20 protein-coding genes are annotated in these 19,772 nt (G+C 36.8%); 8 read left to right on the forward strand and 12 right to left on the reverse strand.

Translation table 11 applies throughout. The features are described from left to right. Window positions 1-58 precede the first annotated feature (58 nt). The 8 genes from OPU68_RS00495 to OPU68_RS00530 all read right to left on the reverse strand — a co-directional run bounded on the left by OPU68_RS00495 (window position 59) and on the right by OPU68_RS00530 (window position 7,018). Window positions 59-511 carry a DUF6973 domain-containing protein gene (locus tag OPU68_RS00495; protein WP_498471983.1) on the reverse strand — a complete coding sequence of 151 codons (453 nt, stop codon included), beginning with the start codon at window positions 509-511 and terminating at the stop codon, window positions 59-61. Between the two features lie 111 nt (window positions 512-622). Beyond that, window positions 623-1,480, reverse strand: a complete 858-nt coding sequence (gene accD / locus OPU68_RS00500; RefSeq protein ID WP_498471984.1) for an acetyl-CoA carboxylase, carboxyltransferase subunit beta — start codon at window positions 1,478-1,480, stop codon at window positions 623-625. 86 nt (window positions 1,481-1,566) lie between these two features. After that, entirely contained in the window at window positions 1,567-2,634 is a 1,068-nt protein-coding gene (gene fbaA, locus OPU68_RS00505; protein WP_498471985.1) for a class II fructose-bisphosphate aldolase, read from the reverse strand. 102 nt (window positions 2,635-2,736) lie between these two features. Further along, window positions 2,737-3,609 (reverse strand): NAD kinase, encoded by an 873-nt coding sequence (locus OPU68_RS00510; RefSeq protein ID WP_498471986.1) that lies wholly within the window; start codon window positions 3,607-3,609, stop codon window positions 2,737-2,739. A gap of 3 nt (window positions 3,610-3,612) precedes the next feature. After that, on the reverse strand, window positions 3,613-4,266 hold the full coding sequence (locus OPU68_RS00515) for a CBS domain-containing protein (RefSeq protein ID WP_498471988.1): 654 nt from the start codon (window positions 4,264-4,266) through the stop codon (window positions 3,613-3,615). Window positions 4,267-4,437: 171 nt separating this feature from the next. Further along, the gene (locus tag OPU68_RS00520; RefSeq protein WP_498471989.1) at window positions 4,438-5,592 is read right to left on the reverse strand and encodes a hypothetical protein; all 1,155 of its coding nucleotides are present in this window, start codon (window positions 5,590-5,592) and stop codon (window positions 4,438-4,440) included. Between the two features lie 11 nt (window positions 5,593-5,603). Further along, window positions 5,604-6,134: an RNA methyltransferase gene (locus tag OPU68_RS00525; protein ID WP_498471990.1), complete on the reverse strand. Its 531-nt coding sequence runs from the start codon at window positions 6,132-6,134 to the stop codon at window positions 5,604-5,606. 2 nt (window positions 6,135-6,136) lie between these two features. Continuing rightward, on the reverse strand, window positions 6,137-7,018 hold the full coding sequence (locus OPU68_RS00530) for a bestrophin family protein (RefSeq protein WP_498471991.1): 882 nt from the start codon (window positions 7,016-7,018) through the stop codon (window positions 6,137-6,139). 126 nt (window positions 7,019-7,144) lie between these two features. Here OPU68_RS00530 and OPU68_RS00535 point away from each other — a divergent pair, with 126 nt between their 5' ends. From OPU68_RS00535 to OPU68_RS00555, 5 genes are all read left to right on the forward strand, one after another. Further along, window positions 7,145-8,671 (forward strand): helicase HerA-like domain-containing protein, encoded by a 1,527-nt coding sequence (locus OPU68_RS00535; protein WP_498472331.1) that lies wholly within the window; start codon window positions 7,145-7,147, stop codon window positions 8,669-8,671. Between the two features lie 29 nt (window positions 8,672-8,700). Then, window positions 8,701-9,930, forward strand: coding sequence for a 3'-5' exonuclease (locus OPU68_RS00540; RefSeq protein ID WP_498471992.1), 1,230 nt, complete (start codon window positions 8,701-8,703; stop codon window positions 9,928-9,930). A 6-nt stretch (window positions 9,931-9,936) separates the two neighbouring features. Then, the gene (locus OPU68_RS00545) at window positions 9,937-10,416 is read left to right on the forward strand and encodes a hypothetical protein (RefSeq protein WP_498471993.1); all 480 of its coding nucleotides are present in this window, start codon (window positions 9,937-9,939) and stop codon (window positions 10,414-10,416) included. A 384-nt stretch (window positions 10,417-10,800) separates the two neighbouring features. After that, complete coding sequence (gene lysA, locus OPU68_RS00550) at window positions 10,801-12,000, forward strand: diaminopimelate decarboxylase (RefSeq protein ID WP_274275800.1); 1,200 nt, start codon at window positions 10,801-10,803, stop codon at window positions 11,998-12,000. 62 nt (window positions 12,001-12,062) lie between these two features. Next, a complete protein-coding gene (locus tag OPU68_RS00555; RefSeq protein WP_498471994.1) occupies window positions 12,063-12,572 on the forward strand; it encodes a hypothetical protein in 510 nt (169 codons plus the stop codon). Window positions 12,573-12,797: 225 nt separating this feature from the next. Here the strand turns inward: OPU68_RS00555 and OPU68_RS00560 are convergent, their stop codons facing one another. From OPU68_RS00560 to OPU68_RS00575, 4 genes are all read right to left on the reverse strand, one after another. Further along, on the reverse strand, window positions 12,798-13,862 hold the full coding sequence (locus OPU68_RS00560) for a T9SS type A sorting domain-containing protein (RefSeq protein ID WP_498471996.1): 1,065 nt from the start codon (window positions 13,860-13,862) through the stop codon (window positions 12,798-12,800). A gap of 242 nt (window positions 13,863-14,104) precedes the next feature. Then, window positions 14,105-14,908, reverse strand: coding sequence for a methionine ABC transporter substrate-binding lipoprotein MetQ (gene metQ / locus OPU68_RS00565; RefSeq protein WP_498471997.1), 804 nt, complete (start codon window positions 14,906-14,908; stop codon window positions 14,105-14,107). A 10-nt stretch (window positions 14,909-14,918) separates the two neighbouring features. Next, the gene (metI, locus tag OPU68_RS00570) at window positions 14,919-15,572 is read right to left on the reverse strand and encodes a methionine ABC transporter permease MetI (RefSeq protein WP_498471998.1); all 654 of its coding nucleotides are present in this window, start codon (window positions 15,570-15,572) and stop codon (window positions 14,919-14,921) included. Next, window positions 15,562-16,590 (reverse strand): methionine ABC transporter ATP-binding protein, encoded by a 1,029-nt coding sequence (locus OPU68_RS00575; RefSeq protein WP_498471999.1) that lies wholly within the window; start codon window positions 16,588-16,590, stop codon window positions 15,562-15,564. Before OPU68_RS00575 ends, metI begins: the two co-directional genes overlap by 11 nt. Window positions 16,591-17,075: 485 nt before the next feature. Between OPU68_RS00575 and OPU68_RS00580 the strand changes: the two genes are divergently transcribed. The 3 genes from OPU68_RS00580 (at window position 17,076) to OPU68_RS00590 (ending at window position 19,757) form a co-directional block, all read left to right on the forward strand. Beyond that, on the forward strand, window positions 17,076-18,476 hold the full coding sequence (locus tag OPU68_RS00580) for a nucleoside recognition domain-containing protein (RefSeq protein WP_498472000.1): 1,401 nt from the start codon (window positions 17,076-17,078) through the stop codon (window positions 18,474-18,476). Between the two features lie 45 nt (window positions 18,477-18,521). Beyond that, on the forward strand, window positions 18,522-18,920 hold the full coding sequence (locus OPU68_RS00585) for a hypothetical protein (RefSeq protein WP_498472002.1): 399 nt from the start codon (window positions 18,522-18,524) through the stop codon (window positions 18,918-18,920). Window positions 18,921-18,995: 75 nt separating this feature from the next. Beyond that, window positions 18,996-19,757 carry an alpha/beta fold hydrolase gene (locus OPU68_RS00590; RefSeq protein ID WP_498472003.1) on the forward strand — a complete coding sequence of 254 codons (762 nt, stop codon included), beginning with the start codon at window positions 18,996-18,998 and terminating at the stop codon, window positions 19,755-19,757. The last annotated feature ends 15 nt before the right edge of the window (window positions 19,758-19,772 follow it).

Consider the following 19,772-nt stretch of genomic DNA (forward strand, 5'->3'; position numbering starts at 1 on the left):
ATGAAATAATCATAGTCAGAATTTCCCCCGGCCATTACCATTCAAAATCTGCTCGTTTTTATTCCAAATAGATCAAAATATCTTTATCAACCTTATCATCAACCGATGTTATCAAAACCGCATCTTTTGTCTTCTTCTGAAGTTCATCAATAAAAAAAGTACTTTCGAAAAACTGACGGTGAACACCGGGCAATAGACTCATAAAATAATCCATCCCCAATTGATTATTATGAAGATCCATTTTGGTTTCCAAAGGTTTGTTTGGGAAAAGATCTTCGTGCATGTCTGTCAGTCTTTTGCACCATTTTAATGATTTTGCAGGTGATGAAACCTTGCAGAAGTACATCATAATAATACAGCACCAATAAGCGTGTCGGAAAGCGTTTCCGATGCCACTGTTAGAATTACTTTCCGGATACAGTTCCTTTGCAATTTTGAAAGCTTTTAGGCTTGCATAAGTGTAAAGAAACGCAAACAATGGATGCATGATTCCAATCGAAAAAACCTTCAATAATTTATTAAAGGTTAATGATTTTAATGCTCGAAAAAAAATGCCTATAAATCTCATCAATAAAAAACTCTCCCAGATTTGAGAGAGTATATTTTTAGTTTAATAATTTGATTAATGATATTCGTGGATCAAAAGTTTTACTGCTCTTGAAACTTGCTGTTTGATTTCAGTTCTTTTCACGATGAAATCTACAAAACCTTTTTCCTGCAAAAACTCAGATGTTTGGAAACCTTCCGGCAAATCTTTACCTATGGTTTCACGAATCACTCTTGGTCCTGCAAATCCGATCAAAGCGCTTGGTTCTGCGATAATTAAATCTGCAGTCATTGCAAAAGAAGCCGTAATTCCACCAAAAGTTGGATCCGTTAAATAAGCGATGTAAGGTAAACCAGCATCAGAAAGCTGAACCAACTTTGCCTGAACTTTCGCCAGCTGCATCAGTGAATAAGCTGCTTCCTGCATTCTTGCGCCGCCTGATTGGCAGATGATCATGTAAGGCAGTCTATTTTTGATGCAATAATCAATCGCTCTGCGGATTTTTTCGCCCATCACAGAACCCAAAGATCCACCGATGAAAGCAAAATCCATACAGGAAATTACCATTTCCACACCGTTCACTTTTCCTGTCGCATTGCGGATAGAATCTGTCAGTTTGGTTTTGGCTTTTACTTCTTTCAAACGGTCTGTGTAAGATTTTGTATCCTTAAATTTAAGAATATCAACACTTTCCACATCAGCATCCAATTCCTTGAATTTCTGATCATCAAAAAGCATATCGAAATATTCTCTGCTCCCGATTCTTACGTGGAAACCATCTTCCGGAGAAACAAAATTATTAGCCTTCAGTTCTTCAGCTTCTATAATTTTTCCAGTTGGCGTTTTGTGCCAAAGTCCTTTTGGAACGTCCTTTTTGTCTTCTGTAGAAGTGGTAATATTTTGCCCTTTCCTTTTAAACCAATCAAATGCCATTTTCTGTGTATTATGTAGAATGTACAAAGTAAAAAGTACAAAGCAAGATACATTATACTTTGTACTTGTTACTTTTTACAAATAAATTAAAGTGTATTAATATTGTTCAGATCTTCGAAAGCCTGAGTCAATCTTTTAATATAAGTTTCTTCTCCTTTTCTTACCCAAACTCTTGGATCGTAGAATTTCTTGTTTGGCGAATCTGCTCCGGTTGGGTTTCCGATTTGATGACGTAGATACTCGATCTGCTCTGTCATATAATCTCTGATGCCTTCAGTGTAACCGAATTGCAAATCTGTATCGATGTTCATTTTCACAACACCGTAACCGATTGCCTCACGGATTTCCATTAAAGTAGAACCAGATCCACCGTGGAATACAAAATTCACCGGTTTCTCTCCCAATCCGAATTTCTGCTGAACATACTTCTGAGAATTGTCAAGGATTTTCGGCGTCAATTTTACGTTTCCTGGTTTGTAAACACCGTGTACGTTTCCGAAAGCTGCCGCAATTGTGAAATTGTCAGAGATGTTTTTCAGAACTTCGTAAGCGTGTGCTACTTCTTCCGGCTGAGTGTAAAGTTTTGAGCTGTCAACGTCAGAATTGTCAACACCATCTTCTTCTCCTCCGGTTACGCCTAATTCGATCTCAAGCGTCATTTCCATTTTCGCCATTCTCTCGAAATATTTTGCAGAAAGCTCAAGGTTTTCTTCAATTGGCTCCTCAGAGAAATCCAACATGTGAGAAGAATAAAGAGACTTTCCGTTTTGTTTGTAGAATTCTTCACTTGCATCTAAAAGACCGTCAATCCATGGTAACAATTTCTTGGCGCAATGGTCTGTATGCAAAATTACAGTTGCTCCGTAAGCTTCTGCCAAAGTGTGGATATGTTTAGCTCCGGCAACAGCTCCTAGAACTGCCGCTCTTTGATTATCATTATTGAGACCTTTTCCAGCGTTGAAGATAGATCCTCCGTTTGAGAACTGGATGATTACAGGTGCGTTCAGTTTCGCAGCAGTTTCCAAAGTTGCGTTTACATTACTAGACCCTATTACATTAGCTGCCGGAAGCGCAAACTGCTTCTCTTTTGCATAATCGAATATTTCTGTTACTAAAGAACCAGTGGCAACTCCTGCCGGAAATTTTCTGCTCATTTTGATTATATTTTTAAGATTTTTTTTGAACGGTAAAGTTACAAATTTATTAACAATTTTAAGTTTCGAATTTTCAGTCTTATGTTATGACTAATATTTTCATTAATTCCTCTTATCATTCCCCCAAAGCAATTTCTGGCGAATGGTCTCATAGAAACTGAAATTTTTCGGTTTGATAAGAAACAGTGAGAAATCGGCTTTTTCAATATTGATTTCACTGCCGATCTCCATGTGATAAAGCCTGGAATCCAAAGCCAAAGTATATTGCTCTACACGGCTTTTGACAATCAGTTTAATTTTCGCATCATCTTTTACAATGAGTGGACGAACGTTTAGATTGTGAGGCGCAATTGGCGTGATGACGAAATTGTCATTTGCCGGAGAAATGATTGGTCCACCACAACTTAAAGAGTACGCTGTAGAACCCGTTGGTGTAGAAACAATCAGTCCGTCGCCCCAGAATACATTCAGGAATTCTTCATTAATATAAGATTCCACAGTAATCATTGATGTCGTTTCTTTTCTGGAAAGGCTGACGTCATTCAAAGCAAAAGGAAAATCAATGACATTAGGATTATCAGTAGTGATTTTGATGACAGAACGCTCGCTGATGTTGTAATTTTTATCAAGAATAATAGAATCCAGCTCATCAAAAATCTGGTCTTTTCTGAAATTAGCCAAAAATCCCAGTCGCCCTGTATTCACACCTATAATCGGAATCTCCAAATCCTGGATAAAAGTCAATGCATTGAGAATGGTTCCATCGCCACCAAAGCTAAAGACGATATTGACGTTTTTACTTCTAAGTTCTTCTTTACAGGAAAATGTTTCGAAATCTTTTGAGAAATTCAGTTTTTCAGCCATTTCCGAATGCAAAACTACTTTCACATCCCGGAGTACCAATTCAGAAATGAATTTGTTGAGATACAGAAACGTATCAAGGTCTTTTTTTTGAGAATAGATAGCTGCCTTCATAAATTAAATCTCCAAAAATTTCTGAAAAAACCCGAAACGATCTTTCAACAGTTCTTCTTTCTCGTCGTCGTAATGTTTATTAACTATATTGTAACCATATCTTTCAAAGGTTTCATCAATAGAACTCAGGTTTTCATTGCTGATTTTGAGTGTTATTTCTATGCTGTCTTCCTTGATGGCGCTGATAAAAGTTCCGTAGATTTTCGCATTGTTGCTTTCCACGATCTGAGAAATCTCCGTCATAGAATAATGTAGACCAGTCGTTTGAATCGTAAGAATCGCTCCGTTTTCGGAAAACAAGGGATATTTTGAAAATTCATTGAAGATGTCATCACAGGAGATGTAACCCAGATATTTTTCTTCTTTGGAAATCACGGGAATCACATTTGCATTGAAGGTGTGGAAAAGCTTGATGCTGTCCAGTAAACTGCTGTCTTCTATAATAGCGAATCTTTCGTAGTGAATATTAAGACTGTCCAAATTTCCTTCCGGACTGTCTTCCAGGAAAGACTGGCTGAGTCCGCCGAGGAAAACGCCTTTGTTCACAATGAAAACGTGGGAATACCCAAACTCTTTTGCAACTTCAGAAGCTTCTTCTATAGAGTCTCTGTCGCCAAAAGCGGGATAATCTTTGGAAATGTAGTCTTTTATAAACATTATGCTAATTTACAAAAAATCCTTACGGAGAAAAGGTTTTAAAAAAAATTATAAAATTTTATGAAAAGTATTGCATTGTATTAAACAAAAAATATATCTTTGTCGCCTTTCATTTTTACTTTTTATTAGATTTATTTCAAACTGCAACACTTCATTGTGTTTGCAGTTTTTTTATTTAATGGGCAAATTGTTTTCTTTTGGAATAATATTCACAATTGTATTAACTGGCTGACCATTTTCAACCAATTGCTCTACGATAATTTTGTACTGGTCATTTTCAAAGGTTTTATTTCCGAAAGGAAGCATCGCTGTCTTGGAATTCGAATCAGTAATCTCACGGTAACCTGCCTCGATATTCCTTGTGAAATTATAGTAATCCTCGTTGCTTCCAAAATAAATCAATTCATTATTTCCCCTCTTAATTACCGACTGATCTTTTTCATTAATCCACTCTTCAGGAGCATGATCCTTCCAGCCATATCTAATGTTATTAAGAACTTTTAAAACATCTTTTTCACGAATAAGAGAAACTAAATCGCTAAACGTAAAATCTCTTTGCTGAGAATTTGTATATTTTGCCAAGTCAGCATCTTTGTTTAAAACTTTAATATTATAATCATTAACACTGGAATATATCAAATTTACTTCCTGATCTTTTCCAAAATCACGGAATTCATTTTTGCTTATGTCTATCTTTCTTTTAACTTTTTCTCCTTTTTTATTCTCGAATTCTACAATAATGTATGTCGTGTTAGAAGTTCTTCCTTTCAAGCTGGTTCTATCTACAGATGCTCCATCCACAACTGTTGCTGTTGTAAAAACCTTGGTCTCTTCCAAGATTTTTTCTTGTCCGCTTTCTATGGTTGAAGAGATAAAAAAATAGAATAAAGCTCCGGGAATTATTCCTAGCGCAAAAAATAATGTAAAAAAGGCTCCATAGTCATAGGTTTGACTATGGGTAACTGGTCTCATTTTTTCTTTATCAATGGATGTGAGAAACAGAAAAGAGCAATAAAGAGAAAAACAAATCAGAACACTTCCGCTAATTGAGTAAAAAAAATCATTATTGATATTTTGCTTCGGAACTATAAAAAAAAATATAAAAAGCAAAACAACAGCCGAAAACACAGATAAAATCAAATAAAATTTATTTTTGGCAACCAATTTATTCACACTATAATCTGTGTACTTTTCATAGGCAACCTGTTTAATTTCTTGTTTTTCTTCATCAGAAACATTCAAAGAGTTCAAATATTTTTCAATTTCCGAACTGTAAGATTTTTTGACGTACAAGTCAAAGACTTTGTTTACATTTTCGTTATTCATAGTTTTTAGTTTTATTTTAAGTTTTTCGCAAATTCCCAAATCACGATTCCGCCACAAACACTTACGTTGAGAGAATGCTTGGTTCCCAATTGAGGAATTTCCAAAAACACATCAACATTCGGCAAAGCTTCATCACTGATTCCGTCCACTTCATTTCCTAGGATTAAAGCATATTTTTCATCAGATTTAATTTCAAAATCAGAAATCTTCTGGCTGTCGGAAGTTTGCTCAATCCCAATAATATTGAAATTTTCTTTCTTAAGATTTTCTATAGCAATATTAATGTCTTGCTCATAAATCCAGTCAACACTTTCCGTTGCGCCTAGTGCTGCTTTGTGGATTTCGCGGTGAGGCGGTTGGGGTGTGATGCCACACAAGACAACTTTCTCAATCAGAAAAGCATCACCAGTTCGGAAGATGGCCCCGACATTGTGCATACTTCTCACGCTGTCCAGGATGATCACAAGCGGAATCTTCGCTGTATTTTTGAAAGTTTCTAAATCAATTCTTCCTAATTCTTCGAGTTTTAATTTTTTTATCACGATCAAGATTTATTTAAAATTAAATCGATGTTTCTTTCGATATTTTGTGCGATAGATTCCATCGGGATGTCATTTTCATCATTATTGAACGGATCTTCTATTTCTTCTGCAATCAGTTCCAGACTCATCAATACATAATAGACAAACATGGTAATCGGTATCATAAAGAAACCAAGATTTACAACATTTGCAACAGGCAAAGCCAAAACGTAGAAGACGATAAATTTCTTAATAAAAGATGAATAAGAATAAGGAATTGGAGTGTTTTTTATTCTCTCACAACCGCCACAAACATCCAGAAATCCAGACAATTGAGAATCCAGGAAGAGCATTTCCGTTTCCGAGATCTTACCTTCTTTTTTCAAATGAAAGAGTTTCTTCATCAACAGGTAAATCAATTCTGTGGGCGGATGATGTTTCAGTTCTTTTTTGAGGTCTGTGAAATCTTCATCCAGAACCAACCTGGTAGATTCCTTTGAAAGATGAGTGGCCAGCAAATGTGGGAAAAACTTAAGATATCTTGCGATCTGAGTTTTGGTCTTCACATCTTTGTCATCCAGAATACTACTCATTTTGATCATAAAATTCCGGCTGTCATTCACCAGTTTTCCCCAAAGTTTTCGGCCTTCCCACCAACGGTCATAAGCTGTATTGGTTCTGAAAACCAACAACAAAGACAAAACAAACCCAAGCAGAGAATGCAGCATTCCGATATGACTGACGGTAGATTTGGAAGTGAGGTGCAGATATTCTATCTCAAGAAAATACATCCCGTACGAATAAACGCCAACCAGCAACATTGTCGGGAACAGAATACTCAACGTATCAGTTTTATGAAGACTGACGAGGATTTTCAGGAAATTTTTTGTGTTGTAAGCGCGCATAGAATGGCATTTGATTGCAAAGATAATTTATATCGAATAAAAACTTAGGATTGATATGTAATAAGTTGAAGTTTTAAAACCGTTTCTGAAAATTATTTTTAAATTTAAGGATTGAAAAACCAAACGATGGCTGATAAAGAAAAATTCATAACCGATCTCAATTCAAAATACAACCCAAAAGGCGACCACATCATCCTTGGAAAAGGAATGCTGGACGGCGAAATAGTAACAGAAGTTAATGTTTCAATTCCTCTGAAAACCGTCAACAGACACGGTTTGATTGCAGGTGCAACAGGAACCGGAAAGACCAAAACACTACAAGTTTTCGTAGAGCAATTGTCTCACGCAGGAATCCCGACTTTGGTAATGGACATCAAAGGTGATCTTTCCGGAATCGCTGAAAGCGGAACAGAAAACGACAACATCAAAGAGCGATATTCTAAAACAGGTTTACCATATTCGCCACAGAATTTCCCGGTAGAACTGATGACAATTTCCGGCGCAAAAGGTGTGAAACTGAGAGCGACAGTTCTGGAATTCGGGCCGATTTTATTAAGCAAAATCCTTGGTCTCAATGATACTCAGCAAAGTATTATGTCTATCGTTTTCAAATATTCTGATGACAAAGCTTTGCCTTTGGTAGATTTGAATGATTTAAAAAAAGTGCTTCAGTATGTGACGGATAATCCGATTGGCAAAAAGGAATTGGCTGATAATTATGGCTCGATTGCTCCGGCATCTTTGGGCGCAATTTTGAGATCAATTGTTGCGATGGAACAGCAAGGTGCAGCAACTTTTTTCGGAGAACCAAGTTTTGATGTTGAAGATCTTTTAAAGACCAGAGACGGAAAAGGCGTTGTGAATATTTTCCGTGTGGATGATATACAAAGCAAACCGAATCTCTTCTCAACCTTTATTTTATCATTGTTTGCGGAAATCTATATGACTTTCCCTGAGGAAGGCGACAGCGGAAAACCGAAGTTGGTTTTATTTATTGATGAAGCACATTTACTTTTCAATGAAGCTTCCAAAACTTTGCTTTCTCAGATTGAAACGATGGTTAAATTAATCAGATCTAAAGGAATCGGAATCTATTTCATTACTCAAATTCCTGGCGATGTTCCTGAAAATATTTTAAGTCAATTAGGTCTTAAAATCCAGCACGCCTTGAGAGGTTTCACTGGAAAAGATAAAAAGGAAATCGATAAAGCAGTTGAGAATTATCCAACGACAGAATTTTATAACGCCAGCCAATTGATCCAAAGTCTCGGAATTGGAGAGGCTTTTGTAACAGCTCTTGATGAGAAAGGAATTCCAACGCCGCTAGTCCAAACTTACCTGATTTCGCCGGAAAGTAGAATGGATATTTTGACCTCATCGGAAATTGATGAATTGACAAGAAACTCTGAATTAGTCAGAAAATATGAGGAGAACATCGATAAAAAAAGTGCCTACGAGATTCTCAATAAAAGAATAGAAGAACTCACACAAACCGCAATTCCGACACCAACAAGAGAAAGAGCTGCACAAACCAAAGAAGAGCCCGGAATGTTTGAGCAAGTCATTGAAAGCCGAGCAGGAAAAACATTTCTGAATACTTTAGCAAGAGAAGGCGCAAAGTTTATTTTGGGAATGTTCAGTAAAAAAAGATAATTAAATAAGTGCAGATCGCATAAATGCAGATGTATTCAGTAATAGATATAGAAAGTAACGGCGCTCCTTTCCGGAAGGAAAGCATCATAGAAATTGCGGTCTATCGTTTTGACGGTCACGAGATTACAGACCAGTTTATCTCGCTCGTGAATCCGGAAGATGAGATCTCGGCTTTTGTCCAAAAGTTGACAGGAATCTCATCAAAAATGGTTTTGACCGCTCCGAAATTTCACGAGATTGCCAAACGTGTGGTAGAAATAACACAAGATTCAACTTTGGTTGGCCACAATATTGATTTCGATTATCGGATGCTTCGCCAATCATTCAAACGACTTGGTTACGATTTCAAAATCAATACTTTAGACACCATTCCTTTAGCTAAAAAATTGATTCCCGAGGAGAAAAGTTATTCCTTGAGCAAGCTTTGCAAATCAATCGGAATTCCTTTGACAGAAGCGCACAGAGCAAGTGGTGATGCGAGAGCGACTTTAGACCTGTTTAAGTTATTGATGATTAAGGATAAATCCAATGAAATCATCCAATCTCAACACGAACAGAATCACGCAAAAAGTTATCTCAATAAAATCCAGTTATTGACAGAAGATCTTCCGAACGAACGCGGAATTCTCTATTTTCAAAATTCTGAAGGAACAATTATTTATTCCGATGTGGTAGAAGATCTCTACAAATCGGCCAAAAAAATCCTCGAATCAGATTCCAGAAAGTATAAAAACATTCAGGAAGATGCAGTTCTGACTTCTTATGAATTAACGGGAACCGACCTGATTGCCAAACTGATGGTGCAGAACAAAGGCATTAATAAAAGACAACCTTTGCCATTTGGATTGTTTAACAGAAATAACAAATACATTCTTGAGAAAATCAAAAAAGAACAGGAAGAGAAACCTTATTTGAGATTCAAAAGTTTTACGCAGGGTTTGAAAGCCATTAATTACATCAAATCCAAACCGGAACTGAAAGAGAATTTTGAGGAATTCACGCAGAAAATTAACCTTAAAAAGAGAAACGAAATCTGGACTTCATCCGGAAGAACTTTGGGCGAAAAATCTTTTCTCATTTTAGAAAACGGAAAACTGACAGGTTTTGGATTTTACGATTTGTATCATCAAATCCAATCTTTGGATAAAATTAAAAAACTGATGTTGCCTGTTTCCAGATTCTCTCAGGATTTGCAGAATGATTTGCAGTTGGCACTTTTGAGGAATGAGTTTGAGGTTTCTCCGCTTCCAGAAAAATAAAATTCAATGAAAAGAATTCTGCAGTTTTTTACTTTATTTATTCTTTTCACAACCTTTTTTGATTGTTCAAAATCGGTTGATAATAAACTTCATAAAGATGAAGAATTTGTTCGTGACTGGAAAGTTGTAAGATATCCTTATTCTAATGCTACTTTGACTTTATTAAAAAATAATGAGTTCAAGTATTCTGAATCGGGACATATAACTCAAATTTATTCTGAAGGTTTATGGAGGAAAAATAAAGATACTTTGATATTGAATTCTCTCAGACCAAATGAATGTTTATATATTGATGACTTTTCGTTAAATGAAAAAGAAACTTTCGAATCAATGAAAACAACAATGAAAAATTGTAATCCAAAACCTAATTCCAAAATTTTCACAGAATTTAATAATTCAAAATTTATAATAAAAAGTGACTCATTGATTTACTTGAATTTAAATCTTGAGTATAAAAAAGAATACGGGAACTATAAAATTTACTGACATCATTTATAATATACCTAATCTCGCAGCCCGACTTGAGTGGAAATCCTTTTTTGTGGCTGGAAAAGCCTCGGCAAAAAGATTGGGAACGGAAGGCGGATAAAGCTGCCTTATTAATTTTCAAAAAATAACTTTCGACAAGGTCAATAGCTGCCAAAAATAAAAATCAATCCAAAAATTGCGAGATTTACAGATAAACTCTAATTTTGCCAAAATTTATTAACAACAAGCAATGCAATATTTTAAACAAAGCAAAATCGGAAAAAAGGGAGCTGTAAGGTTCTCTAAGGTTTGGAATGTCTAAGGAGTTGCATGCATAAGATATCTATTGTGGCAGACTCTTTATATAAGAATCTGCCTTTTTATTTTTAAAAATCTACGATTATGACCAATCAGGACTTGCTAAGTATAGCAAAAGAATTCGGGACGCCCGTATATGTTTATGACGTTAATTCCATCAGCGAGCAGTATAAAAAGCTGACGTCTTCTTTCTCGAAGACCACGCGTTTTTTCTACGCCGCAAAGGCTCTGACCAACATCAATATCCTGAAGTACGTAGAAAAACTGGGCGCTTCTTTGGATTGCGTTTCTATCAACGAAGTGAAATTGGGCTTGAAAGCTGGTTTCTCCAACGACAGAATTCTATTCACGCCAAACTGTGTGGATTTGGCTGAGATCGAGGAAGCAATGTCTCATAAAGTTCATATCAACATCGATAACATTTCGATTCTTGAGCAATTTGGAAACAAATTCGGAGGTTCTTATCCGATTTTTGTGAGAATCAATCCACACATTTATGCTGGAGGGAATCACAAAATCTCGACAGGACATATTGATTCCAAATTCGGGATTTCGATTCACCAAATGCGTCATATCGAGCGTGTGATGAAATCGACAAACCTTAATGTGGAAGGTCTTCATATGCACACGGGAAGCGAAATCAAAGACCCAGATGTTTTCATCCAAGGTCTTGAGATTATGTTTGAACTGGCAGAACATTTCCCGAATTTGAAATATCTGGATATGGGAAGCGGTTTCAAAGTGCCTTATCAAGAAGGTGACATCGAAACGGATGTGAAATCTCTTGGAAAAAAAGTAAATGCATCCATCAAAAAATACGAGGAAGAATCCGGGAAGAAATTCCAGCTTTGGTTTGAGCCAGGGAAATTTTTGGTGAGTGACAGCGGTCATTTCTTGGTAAAATCAAATGTCATCAAGCAAACAACCGCGACAGTTTTTGTAGGCGTGAATTCTGGTTTTAACCATTTGATTCGTCCGATGTTCTACGATTCTTATCACATTATCGAAAACTTATCGAATCCCAAAGGTGCGGAAAGGATTTACACCGTTGTCGGAAACATCTGTGAGACAGACACTTTCGCTTGGGACAGAAAAATAAATGAGGTGAGAGAAGGCGATGTTTTGGTTTTCAGAAATGCGGGCGCCTATGGTTTTGAGATGAGTTCCAATTTCAATTCGAGATTGAAACCTGCAGAAGTAATGTTTCTGGATGGAAAAGCGCACCTCATCAGAAAAAGAGATGAGTTTGAAGATCTATTGAAAAATCAGATTGAAGTTTTGTAAATAATTGCTAATCAGAAACATTTTGGCACAAAATTTCTTTTATTTATTTTAAATCAAATTCTATGAGATCACTATTACTTTCATTTAGTTTATTGGTAAGCTCTCTTGCTTTTGCTCAAGCCAATAATGATGTTGAAGAAGCAATGAACATCGATATTCCAATGATGGACAACTCCCTCAGTTCTGTTGCTTACAACGTACGTGGAATCTATCAAATCAAAGATAATTCCTGCGATCCTGCAAAATTCAAAAGCTTAAAATACCCCGGAGGTTCTGATGCCTACATCAAAGAACTGAAAGAAAAACTAATGGAAAACGTGAACTGGAAAACCTACGTGATCAACGGTTTGTTCTTTGTAAAAATGGATATTACAAAAGATGGTGTTCTCTCAAAACTTGAAGCAGGGCCAAAAGTAGCCAACAGTGAACCATTTCTTAATGATCTGAAAGAAGCTGCCAAAAAAGTCAATAAAACCTGGACGCCCGCAAAATGCAACGAAAATCCAATAGATTCCCAAGCAATGTTGAAAATCGATTTTTCATCGATGGCTTATGATAATGCTTTTAATTAAATTTTACTAACTAGTAATTTTTCACAAAGTTTAAAAACGAATTTATTAAGTGTCATTGTCGAATTAATTTCGGCAATGATATCTAATAAATATCTAAATATAATCTTCTAAAAAATACTGAAAATCAATTTTATGTGCTCTTTTGATTCTAAAACAAAATAGCCGGAAGATTTTACTTCCGACCATAAACTGATGTGAGCTTTCGCTCAATTAATTCTAAAAAAGTTATTTCTTAGTAAACTTCTTCGTTATCGTTTTACCATTTTCAAGAGTAATTATGATTAAGTAATTTCCCTTTGCCAAACGAGAAACATCAACGGTATTTTCTTTGGTTTCAGAAAGTTTCTGTCCTGTGATGGATAAAACTTCTACAGACTTAATAGCATTTTCTGTGTTGATTTTGATGAATTTGTCTGCAGGATTTGGTCCAAAACTAAAATCAACTTTAGAGTAATCATTAACAGCCAAAGTATTATTGGATTTGTTCACACATCTTACAGAATAGCCAAAGCTCTTCGCATCACCACCAAAACCTGTTGTGCTAAGAGATGACGTTCCCAAATAGGCATACCGGTAAAAATTTGGGTTGGCACTTGGAGATTTTGTCCAGATGTAAGCGCGTTGTCCTTCGAAAGAAAACACTGATTCTTTACGAGCTCCGGCTCCGGCTATTTTCAGATTGCTTTCAAAGCCTCTCTGCATTCCTCCGGTTGTAGCTCCAGCTGGTTTTGGGAAAATGTTTTCTTTTTGCATTACAAGATCCCAATCTGCTTCGGACGGCATTTGCCAGTTGTCACCAATAGCTTTGCAAGGATCGATGCCGTTGTGTTCTGTCACCTCAGAAAGGTTTTTTGCCGACCAGGTATCATTTTGATTTGGGTTTGCGAACCAACCTGTATAATTAGAGTTCCATGGCGAACCACCGCCGATGTAAAAAGTTGAAGTTCCGGATCCTAAACCAAGTGGATTATTTGGTGTTGGGTAAGTTTCGCTGGTTGCAGAAGTTTTTAACTGATGACCGTCATCCCAACGCCCATACTGGAAGTAATCGCCACGTGCGCCTTCATCAGCAATGCTTGTCGCTACGTTTGAACTTCCGAGGTTTTGCTGTAGCCATTCGTTTCCATCAGCTGCTCTAACGGTTTTATAAGAAACACTTTGATTTTGATAAGTTAAACTCACGCAACCATTATTCCCAATTGCAGCACCCGCAGTTTGTGGTGTGCAGTTTTGAGCTTTTACATTAATGATAAGTCCCAGAAGACCTAAAGAAAGATATTTGCTAAACATATAATTTATTTTTTTGCAAACATATTTATTTAGAATTAATAAAAATAATAAAATGATTAAAGTCATAATCTACTAATGCATCTTTATTATTTATTATTTCATTTATGATATTGATTAGTAGATGTTTGATTTGTAAAAAACAAGAATGTATAATTTTTAATCATAATTAATTTTGATTGCATTATAAAAAATGGTGACTCAAAAGAATCACCAACTTAAAAACTAGATATAAAATAGAAGTTTTACCACGCTTTCACAGCACCTCCTTTGAAGGTTTGCTTCGCCACAGCTTCTACTTCCGGAGATTGATAAGCTTTAACGAAATTTTTGATCTTTTCATCATTCTTATTGTCTTCTCTTGAAACAATTAAATTGGCGTAAGGAGAATCTTTATCTTCCGTGAACAAACCTTCTTTTTCCGGATCAAGTCCCGCCTGAGCAGCAAAATTATTATTGATAATTGCCAAAACCACTTCTTTATCTTCTAAAACTCTCGGAATCTGAGGTGCTTCTAATTCCAAGATTCTGAAATTCTTCGGATTTTCTGTGATGTCTGTCACTTTAGGAAGCAAGCCAACGCCATCTTTTAACTTGATTAAGCCTTGTTTTTTAAGTAATAATAGTGATCTTCCGCCATTTGTAGGATCATTTGGAATGACGATCGTTTGCCCGGGTTTCAGTTCAGAAATCGATTTTATCTTTTTCGAATAAGCTACGATTGGGTAAACAAATGTTTTTCCTACAACCGCCAATTTGTAGCCTCGTTGTCTGGATTGTTCTTCCAAGTAAGGCAAATGTTGAAAAGCGTTTGCATCCACATCGCCCTGGCTCAAAGCTTCGTTTGGAACAACATAATCGTTGAAACTAACCAATTCTACATCCAAACCATATTTTTCCTTCGCTACTTTTTTTGCTTCTTCCGCCAGGCCTTGTTCAGGTCCGGAAGCAATTCCAATTTTTAAAACATTCGGGTTTGATTCTTTCTTGTTACAAGCTGATAATGTGATGATAGCAAATGCTAAAGCAATTATTTTTAATTTATTCATTTTTAATTTTTTATCTGTGATTGAATTTTTTTGATAGGAAATCTCCCGCCAATTGAATGATGAAAACCAGAATGATCAGTAATACCAAGACCGAATTCATTACCGCAAAATCATAGCCGATGTAGCCATACTGATAACCAACTTGTCCCAATCCGCCAGCGCCAACTGCGCCACCCATTGCGGAATACCCAACAAGTGTGATCAAAGTAATGCTGACATTATTGATTAGTGAAGGCAAAGCTTCTGGCAAAAGAACTTTTCTAATGATCTGCAACGGTTTTGCACCCATAGATCTCGCCGCTTCTATCAATCCGGACGGAATTTCCAGCAAACTGTTTTCTACCAATCTCGCGATAAACGGAGCAGAACCAACACTCAACGGAACCAATGCTGCCGCCACACCAATCGATGTTCCGACAATTGTTCTCGTGAATGGAATCATCCAGACAATCAAAATAATAAATGGAATCGAACGGAAAATATTCACGATGACAGAAACAATTTGATGAGAAACTTTATTCTCCAGCAATTGGCCTTTTCTGGTCAGAAACAAGAAAATCCCCATCGGCAATCCCAAAAGAAACCCGAAAAATCCGGAAACCAGGGTCATCACAATCGTTTCTAATGTCCCTTGAAATAACAAATTGATCATACTATCCGACATAACCTAAAATTTCTGTGTTAGAATATTCATTTTCCAAATAAGCCAAAGCCTCGTTGGTATTTTCACCCTGCAATTCCACAAGCAAAACCCCAAAACTCAGGTTGCCAACATATTCCAGCTGTGCACTGATTACCTTGGCTTTAACCCTAAATTTTTCAAACAAATTGCTGATGACAAAACTTTGATCGTTGTTTCCTGTCAGCATAAATTTTACCAGTGGATTATTATTTCCACTATCAATACTGCTCAACAAATTTTGATAGACCAAAGGCAATTCTACATTCAGAGAAGATTGGATAAATCCTTTCGTGATTTCCTGTTGCGGATTGGTGAAGATCTGTTCCACGTTGCCTTGTTCCACCAATTTTCCGTGATCGATCACCGCCACTTTATCGCAGATCGTTTTGATCACTTCCATTTCGTGCGTGATCAGAAGAATTGTCAGGTTCAATTTTTGATTAATAGATTTCAGTAGTTTCAAAATCGATTTGGTGGTTGCCGGATCCAGCGCACTGGTTGCTTCATCACAAAGCAAAACTTTCGGATCGTTTGCCAAGGCTCTTGCGATCGCAACTCTTTGTTTTTGTCCGCCGGAAAGATTAGCAGGATAATCTTTTGCCTTGTCATTCAAACCAACAAGGTCCAAAAGACTATTCACCTTTTGCTTGATCTCGGATTTGGATTTTCCCTCCAGTTCCAAGGGAAATGCAATATTGTCAAAAACCGTTCGCGAAGACAACAAATTAAAATGTTGGAAGATCATTGAGGTCTTTCTACGTTCCAAGGTCAATTGAGCATCAGACAATTTTGTCAGTTCAATATTATCTACAATGACTTTCCCGTCATTCGGTTTTTCGAGAAGGTTGACGCAACGGATCAGCGTACTTTTCCCGGCGCCGGAAGTTCCGATTACGCCAAAGATCTCACCTTTTTCCACCGTCAAAGAAACATCTGCCAAAGCCTGGATCGTCTTATTTTTGGTCTTAAAACTTTTGGTAACGTTTAAAAGTTCAATCATTTTTATTAATTAATTAAAATAAAAAACCTTTCAAATGAGATTCTGAAAGGTTTTCGAAATAAACACACTATTCTCTTCTTCATTTATATCTCACCGAAATATCTACTGCAACAAACAAAACAATATTTCAACATTGATAGTGTTTAAAAAAAGCCGATGCAAAGGTATCAATTGAATTCATACTAAACAAGTATAATTTGGATTTATGACAAAAATCAGTTTTGCAAAGGCTTGTTAAGTTTCAGAAAATGTAATGATTTGGGTAGCTTTTGACATTCGTCGAATAGCGAGTTTTTATTTTTTATGGCAGCTATTTCCGTCCTCCGTTCCCGCTATTTTTTGCCAAGCTTTCCCAACGCAAAAAAAATGAGCTCCACTCAGGCCGGGCTGCGGGATTTGGTTTCCCATTAATATTTTAATTTCTAAATCCCAGTTTCTAAAATCTATCATCATTTTTCTTACATTTACTGAAATTAATTTCCAGAATGGTTCTAAGCAGGATTTGGTCAGCCTTCATCATCATTGCAATTGCGGTTGCATCCATAAAATATTTCAGCTCGGAGAATTACAGCCAGATCTTCAACGATATGGTTGTCGGCAAAGGCGGTGACACGATCAAAATTTCTCAGAAACCATTGGCGCAGTTTTCTCCTGATATTCAGAAATCTCTGCAGACAACTCCGGAACTTGAAGAAAGCCACATTCATTACAAAATGGATTCACTTCAGAATGTCAGTACTTATCGGGTTGCTGAAACAGACGGCGTCATCGGAACCAGCGAAACGGCGGTCAACATTTGCTTCAAACTGATTGGAATTATGGCGCTTTTTATGGGCTTCATGAGCATTGCTGAAAAAGCAGGCGGCATCAATTTCCTAAGCCGGATGATTCAGCCTTTTTTCTCAAAATTATTCCCCGACATTCCAAAAAACCATCCGTCATTCGGACATATGATGTTGAATTTCAGCGCAAATTTATTAGGACTTGATAACGCTGCAACACCTTTCGGACTCAAAGCTATGGAAAGCCTGCAAACATTAAATCCGGATAAAGATAAAGCCAGCAACGCCCAGATTATGTTTCTCTGCCTGCACGCCAGCGGACTCACGTTGATCCCTGTTTCTATCATCGCGATCCGTTCATCAATGGGTTCGGTGACGCCAACGGATATTTTTCTCCCGTGTATGATTGCTACATTTTGTGCAACTCTGGCAGCGATGACAATAGTTTCCATCAGACAAAGGATTAATCTTTTTCAACCAATCGTTTTGGCTTACGTTGGTGGGATTTCTGCAATCATCGCTTTGCTTGTCATTTACTTGGTTCAGCTGAGCAAAGATGAACTGGATTCTTTCAGCAAAGTGATGAGCAATGGGATTATTCTATTAATTTTCCTTGCAATCGTTTTGGGTGCAGTTTATAAAAAGATCAATGTTTTCGATGCTTTTATCGATGGAGCTAAAGAGGGTTTTTGGGTTTGTGTAAAGATCATTCCGTATTTGGTAGGAATGTTGATTGCAATCTCTCTGTTGAGAACAAGCGGCGTTTTCGAAGTGATTATCGACGGAATGAAATGGATTGCCAGCTCATCACATCTTGACTCGAGATTTGTGGACGGATTACCAACTGCTTTGATAAAGCCTCTGTCCGGTTCCGGCGCACGAGGAATGATGGTAGATACGATGAAAACCTTTGGAGCAGACAGTTTCGCCGGGAAATTATCAGCCATTTTGCAAGGAAGTTCGGACACAACATTTTATGTGATTGCCGTTTATTTTGGCTCGGTGGGAATCAAGAATACAAGATATACAGTTGGATCTATGCTTTTGGCAGATTTGGTGGGAGTTACGGTTTCGGTAATTTTGGCGTATTTATTTTTTGGCTAATAATTTGAAACTAAGGACTAAATCCTAACAACTAAAACCTAATTAATGATTCAGGATAAAGATTTTACACTTAGATTAATAAGACAATTCACTCAGGCATTAGAGAAATTACTTCTTGGAAAACCCGAAGAGAGTCTGATGCAGAAAGAACTGGATTTCGATTCTCTGATGAAGGATATTTTCAAAATGGATTTTACTGAACTTTCATCAAAATCGAAAGAAGAAATCATAGAAATGGTAAAGCTTCGCGAATCCAAAGACTACGTAGATTATTATGAGATGCTTGGGAATGTTTTTATGTTTCATTTCCGGACAGAAAACAAACTTGATTTTGCAGAGAAAGCAAAAACTTTTTACGAACTTTATCTCACAACCAGCGGAATTTTCGCAATGCCAATCATCAACCGAATCAATGAACTGAAATCTGTGTTAAAAATAAATTAAAATTTACCTTTAAATAAAGCTTGAAACAAAAATTAATCTTTTATTTGTATTTTTGGCGGGTTATCGAATAGCAATATGATTTTTAAAACTAAAAAAGACACGAAATATACTTATGTAGAAGCGGGTGAAGGTCATCCAATGGTGCTTCTGCATGGTTTAATGGGAGGCTTGAGCAACTTCGATAAGATGATTAATTTCTTCGCAGAGAAAGGTTTTCGTGTGATTGTTCCACAATTACCAATCTATGATCTTCCAATTCTAAATACCAACCTGACTTCAATTTCGAAGTTTGTCGCCAAGTTTATTACAGATGTTATCGGAAAACCGGTAACTATTGTTGGCAATTCTATGGGCGGACATATTGGTCTTATTCTTACGATTTCGCGTCCGGAATTGGTTCAGAATTTAGTTTTGACAGGAAGTTCCGGTTTGTATGAGAGAACTTTTGGCGACAGTTTCCCTAGGAAAAGTGATAAAGATTATATCAAGAAAAAGACACAGGAAGTTTTTTATGACCCGATTGTGGCTACAGACGAATTGGTAGATGAGGTTTTCGCTGTTGTAAATGACAGGATGAAAGGCATCAAAACCGTGATGCTTGCAAGAAGCGCCATCAAACACAATATGCTGAATGATCTTCCGAAAATCACCTGCCCAACCTGCATCATCTGGGGAAGACAGGATAACGTGACTCCACCGGAAGTGGCAGAGGATATGCATAAATTCATCATCAATTCCGAATTGTACTGGATAGAAAAATGCGGCCATGCGGCGATGATGGAAAAGCCGGACGAGTTCAATGAGATTCTATACGACTGGCTGAAAAGAGTAATTTAAATTTTATTAAATAAA

This window comes from Chryseobacterium sp. TB1-D10, assembly GCF_059803555.1.

Coding starts and splice junctions, on each gene's coding strand:
- OPU68_RS00555 (WP_498471994.1), top strand. CDS start 12,063: ATGAGATCACTATTACTTTCATTTAGTTTATTGGTAAGCTCTCTTGCT.
- accD (WP_498471984.1), bottom strand. CDS start 1,480: ATGGCATTTGATTGGTTTAAAAGGAAAGGGCAAAATATTACCACTTCT.
- metI (WP_498471998.1), bottom strand. CDS start 15,572: ATGTCGGATAGTATGATCAATTTGTTATTTCAAGGGACATTAGAAACG.
- OPU68_RS00545 (WP_498471993.1), top strand. CDS start 9,937: ATGAAAAGAATTCTGCAGTTTTTTACTTTATTTATTCTTTTCACAACC.
- OPU68_RS00520 (WP_498471989.1), bottom strand. CDS start 5,592: ATGAATAACGAAAATGTAAACAAAGTCTTTGACTTGTACGTCAAAAAA.
- OPU68_RS00510 (WP_498471986.1), bottom strand. CDS start 3,609: ATGAAGGCAGCTATCTATTCTCAAAAAAAAGACCTTGATACGTTTCTG.
- OPU68_RS00560 (WP_498471996.1), bottom strand. CDS start 13,862: ATGTTTAGCAAATATCTTTCTTTAGGTCTTCTGGGACTTATCATTAAT.
- OPU68_RS00575 (WP_498471999.1), bottom strand. CDS start 16,590: ATGATTGAACTTTTAAACGTTACCAAAAGTTTTAAGACCAAAAATAAG.
- fbaA (WP_498471985.1), bottom strand. CDS start 2,634: ATGAGCAGAAAATTTCCGGCAGGAGTTGCCACTGGTTCTTTAGTAACA.
- OPU68_RS00530 (WP_498471991.1), bottom strand. CDS start 7,018: ATGCGCGCTTACAACACAAAAAATTTCCTGAAAATCCTCGTCAGTCTT.
- lysA (WP_274275800.1), top strand. CDS start 10,801: ATGACCAATCAGGACTTGCTAAGTATAGCAAAAGAATTCGGGACGCCC.
- OPU68_RS00515 (WP_498471988.1), bottom strand. CDS start 4,266: ATGTTTATAAAAGACTACATTTCCAAAGATTATCCCGCTTTTGGCGAC.
- OPU68_RS00580 (WP_498472000.1), top strand. CDS start 17,076: ATGGTTCTAAGCAGGATTTGGTCAGCCTTCATCATCATTGCAATTGCG.
- OPU68_RS00540 (WP_498471992.1), top strand. CDS start 8,701: ATGTATTCAGTAATAGATATAGAAAGTAACGGCGCTCCTTTCCGGAAG.
- OPU68_RS00590 (WP_498472003.1), top strand. CDS start 18,996: ATGATTTTTAAAACTAAAAAAGACACGAAATATACTTATGTAGAAGCG.
- OPU68_RS00585 (WP_498472002.1), top strand. CDS start 18,522: ATGATTCAGGATAAAGATTTTACACTTAGATTAATAAGACAATTCACT.
- metQ (WP_498471997.1), bottom strand. CDS start 14,908: ATGAATAAATTAAAAATAATTGCTTTAGCATTTGCTATCATCACATTA.
- OPU68_RS00535 (WP_498472331.1), top strand. CDS start 7,145: ATGGCTGATAAAGAAAAATTCATAACCGATCTCAATTCAAAATACAAC.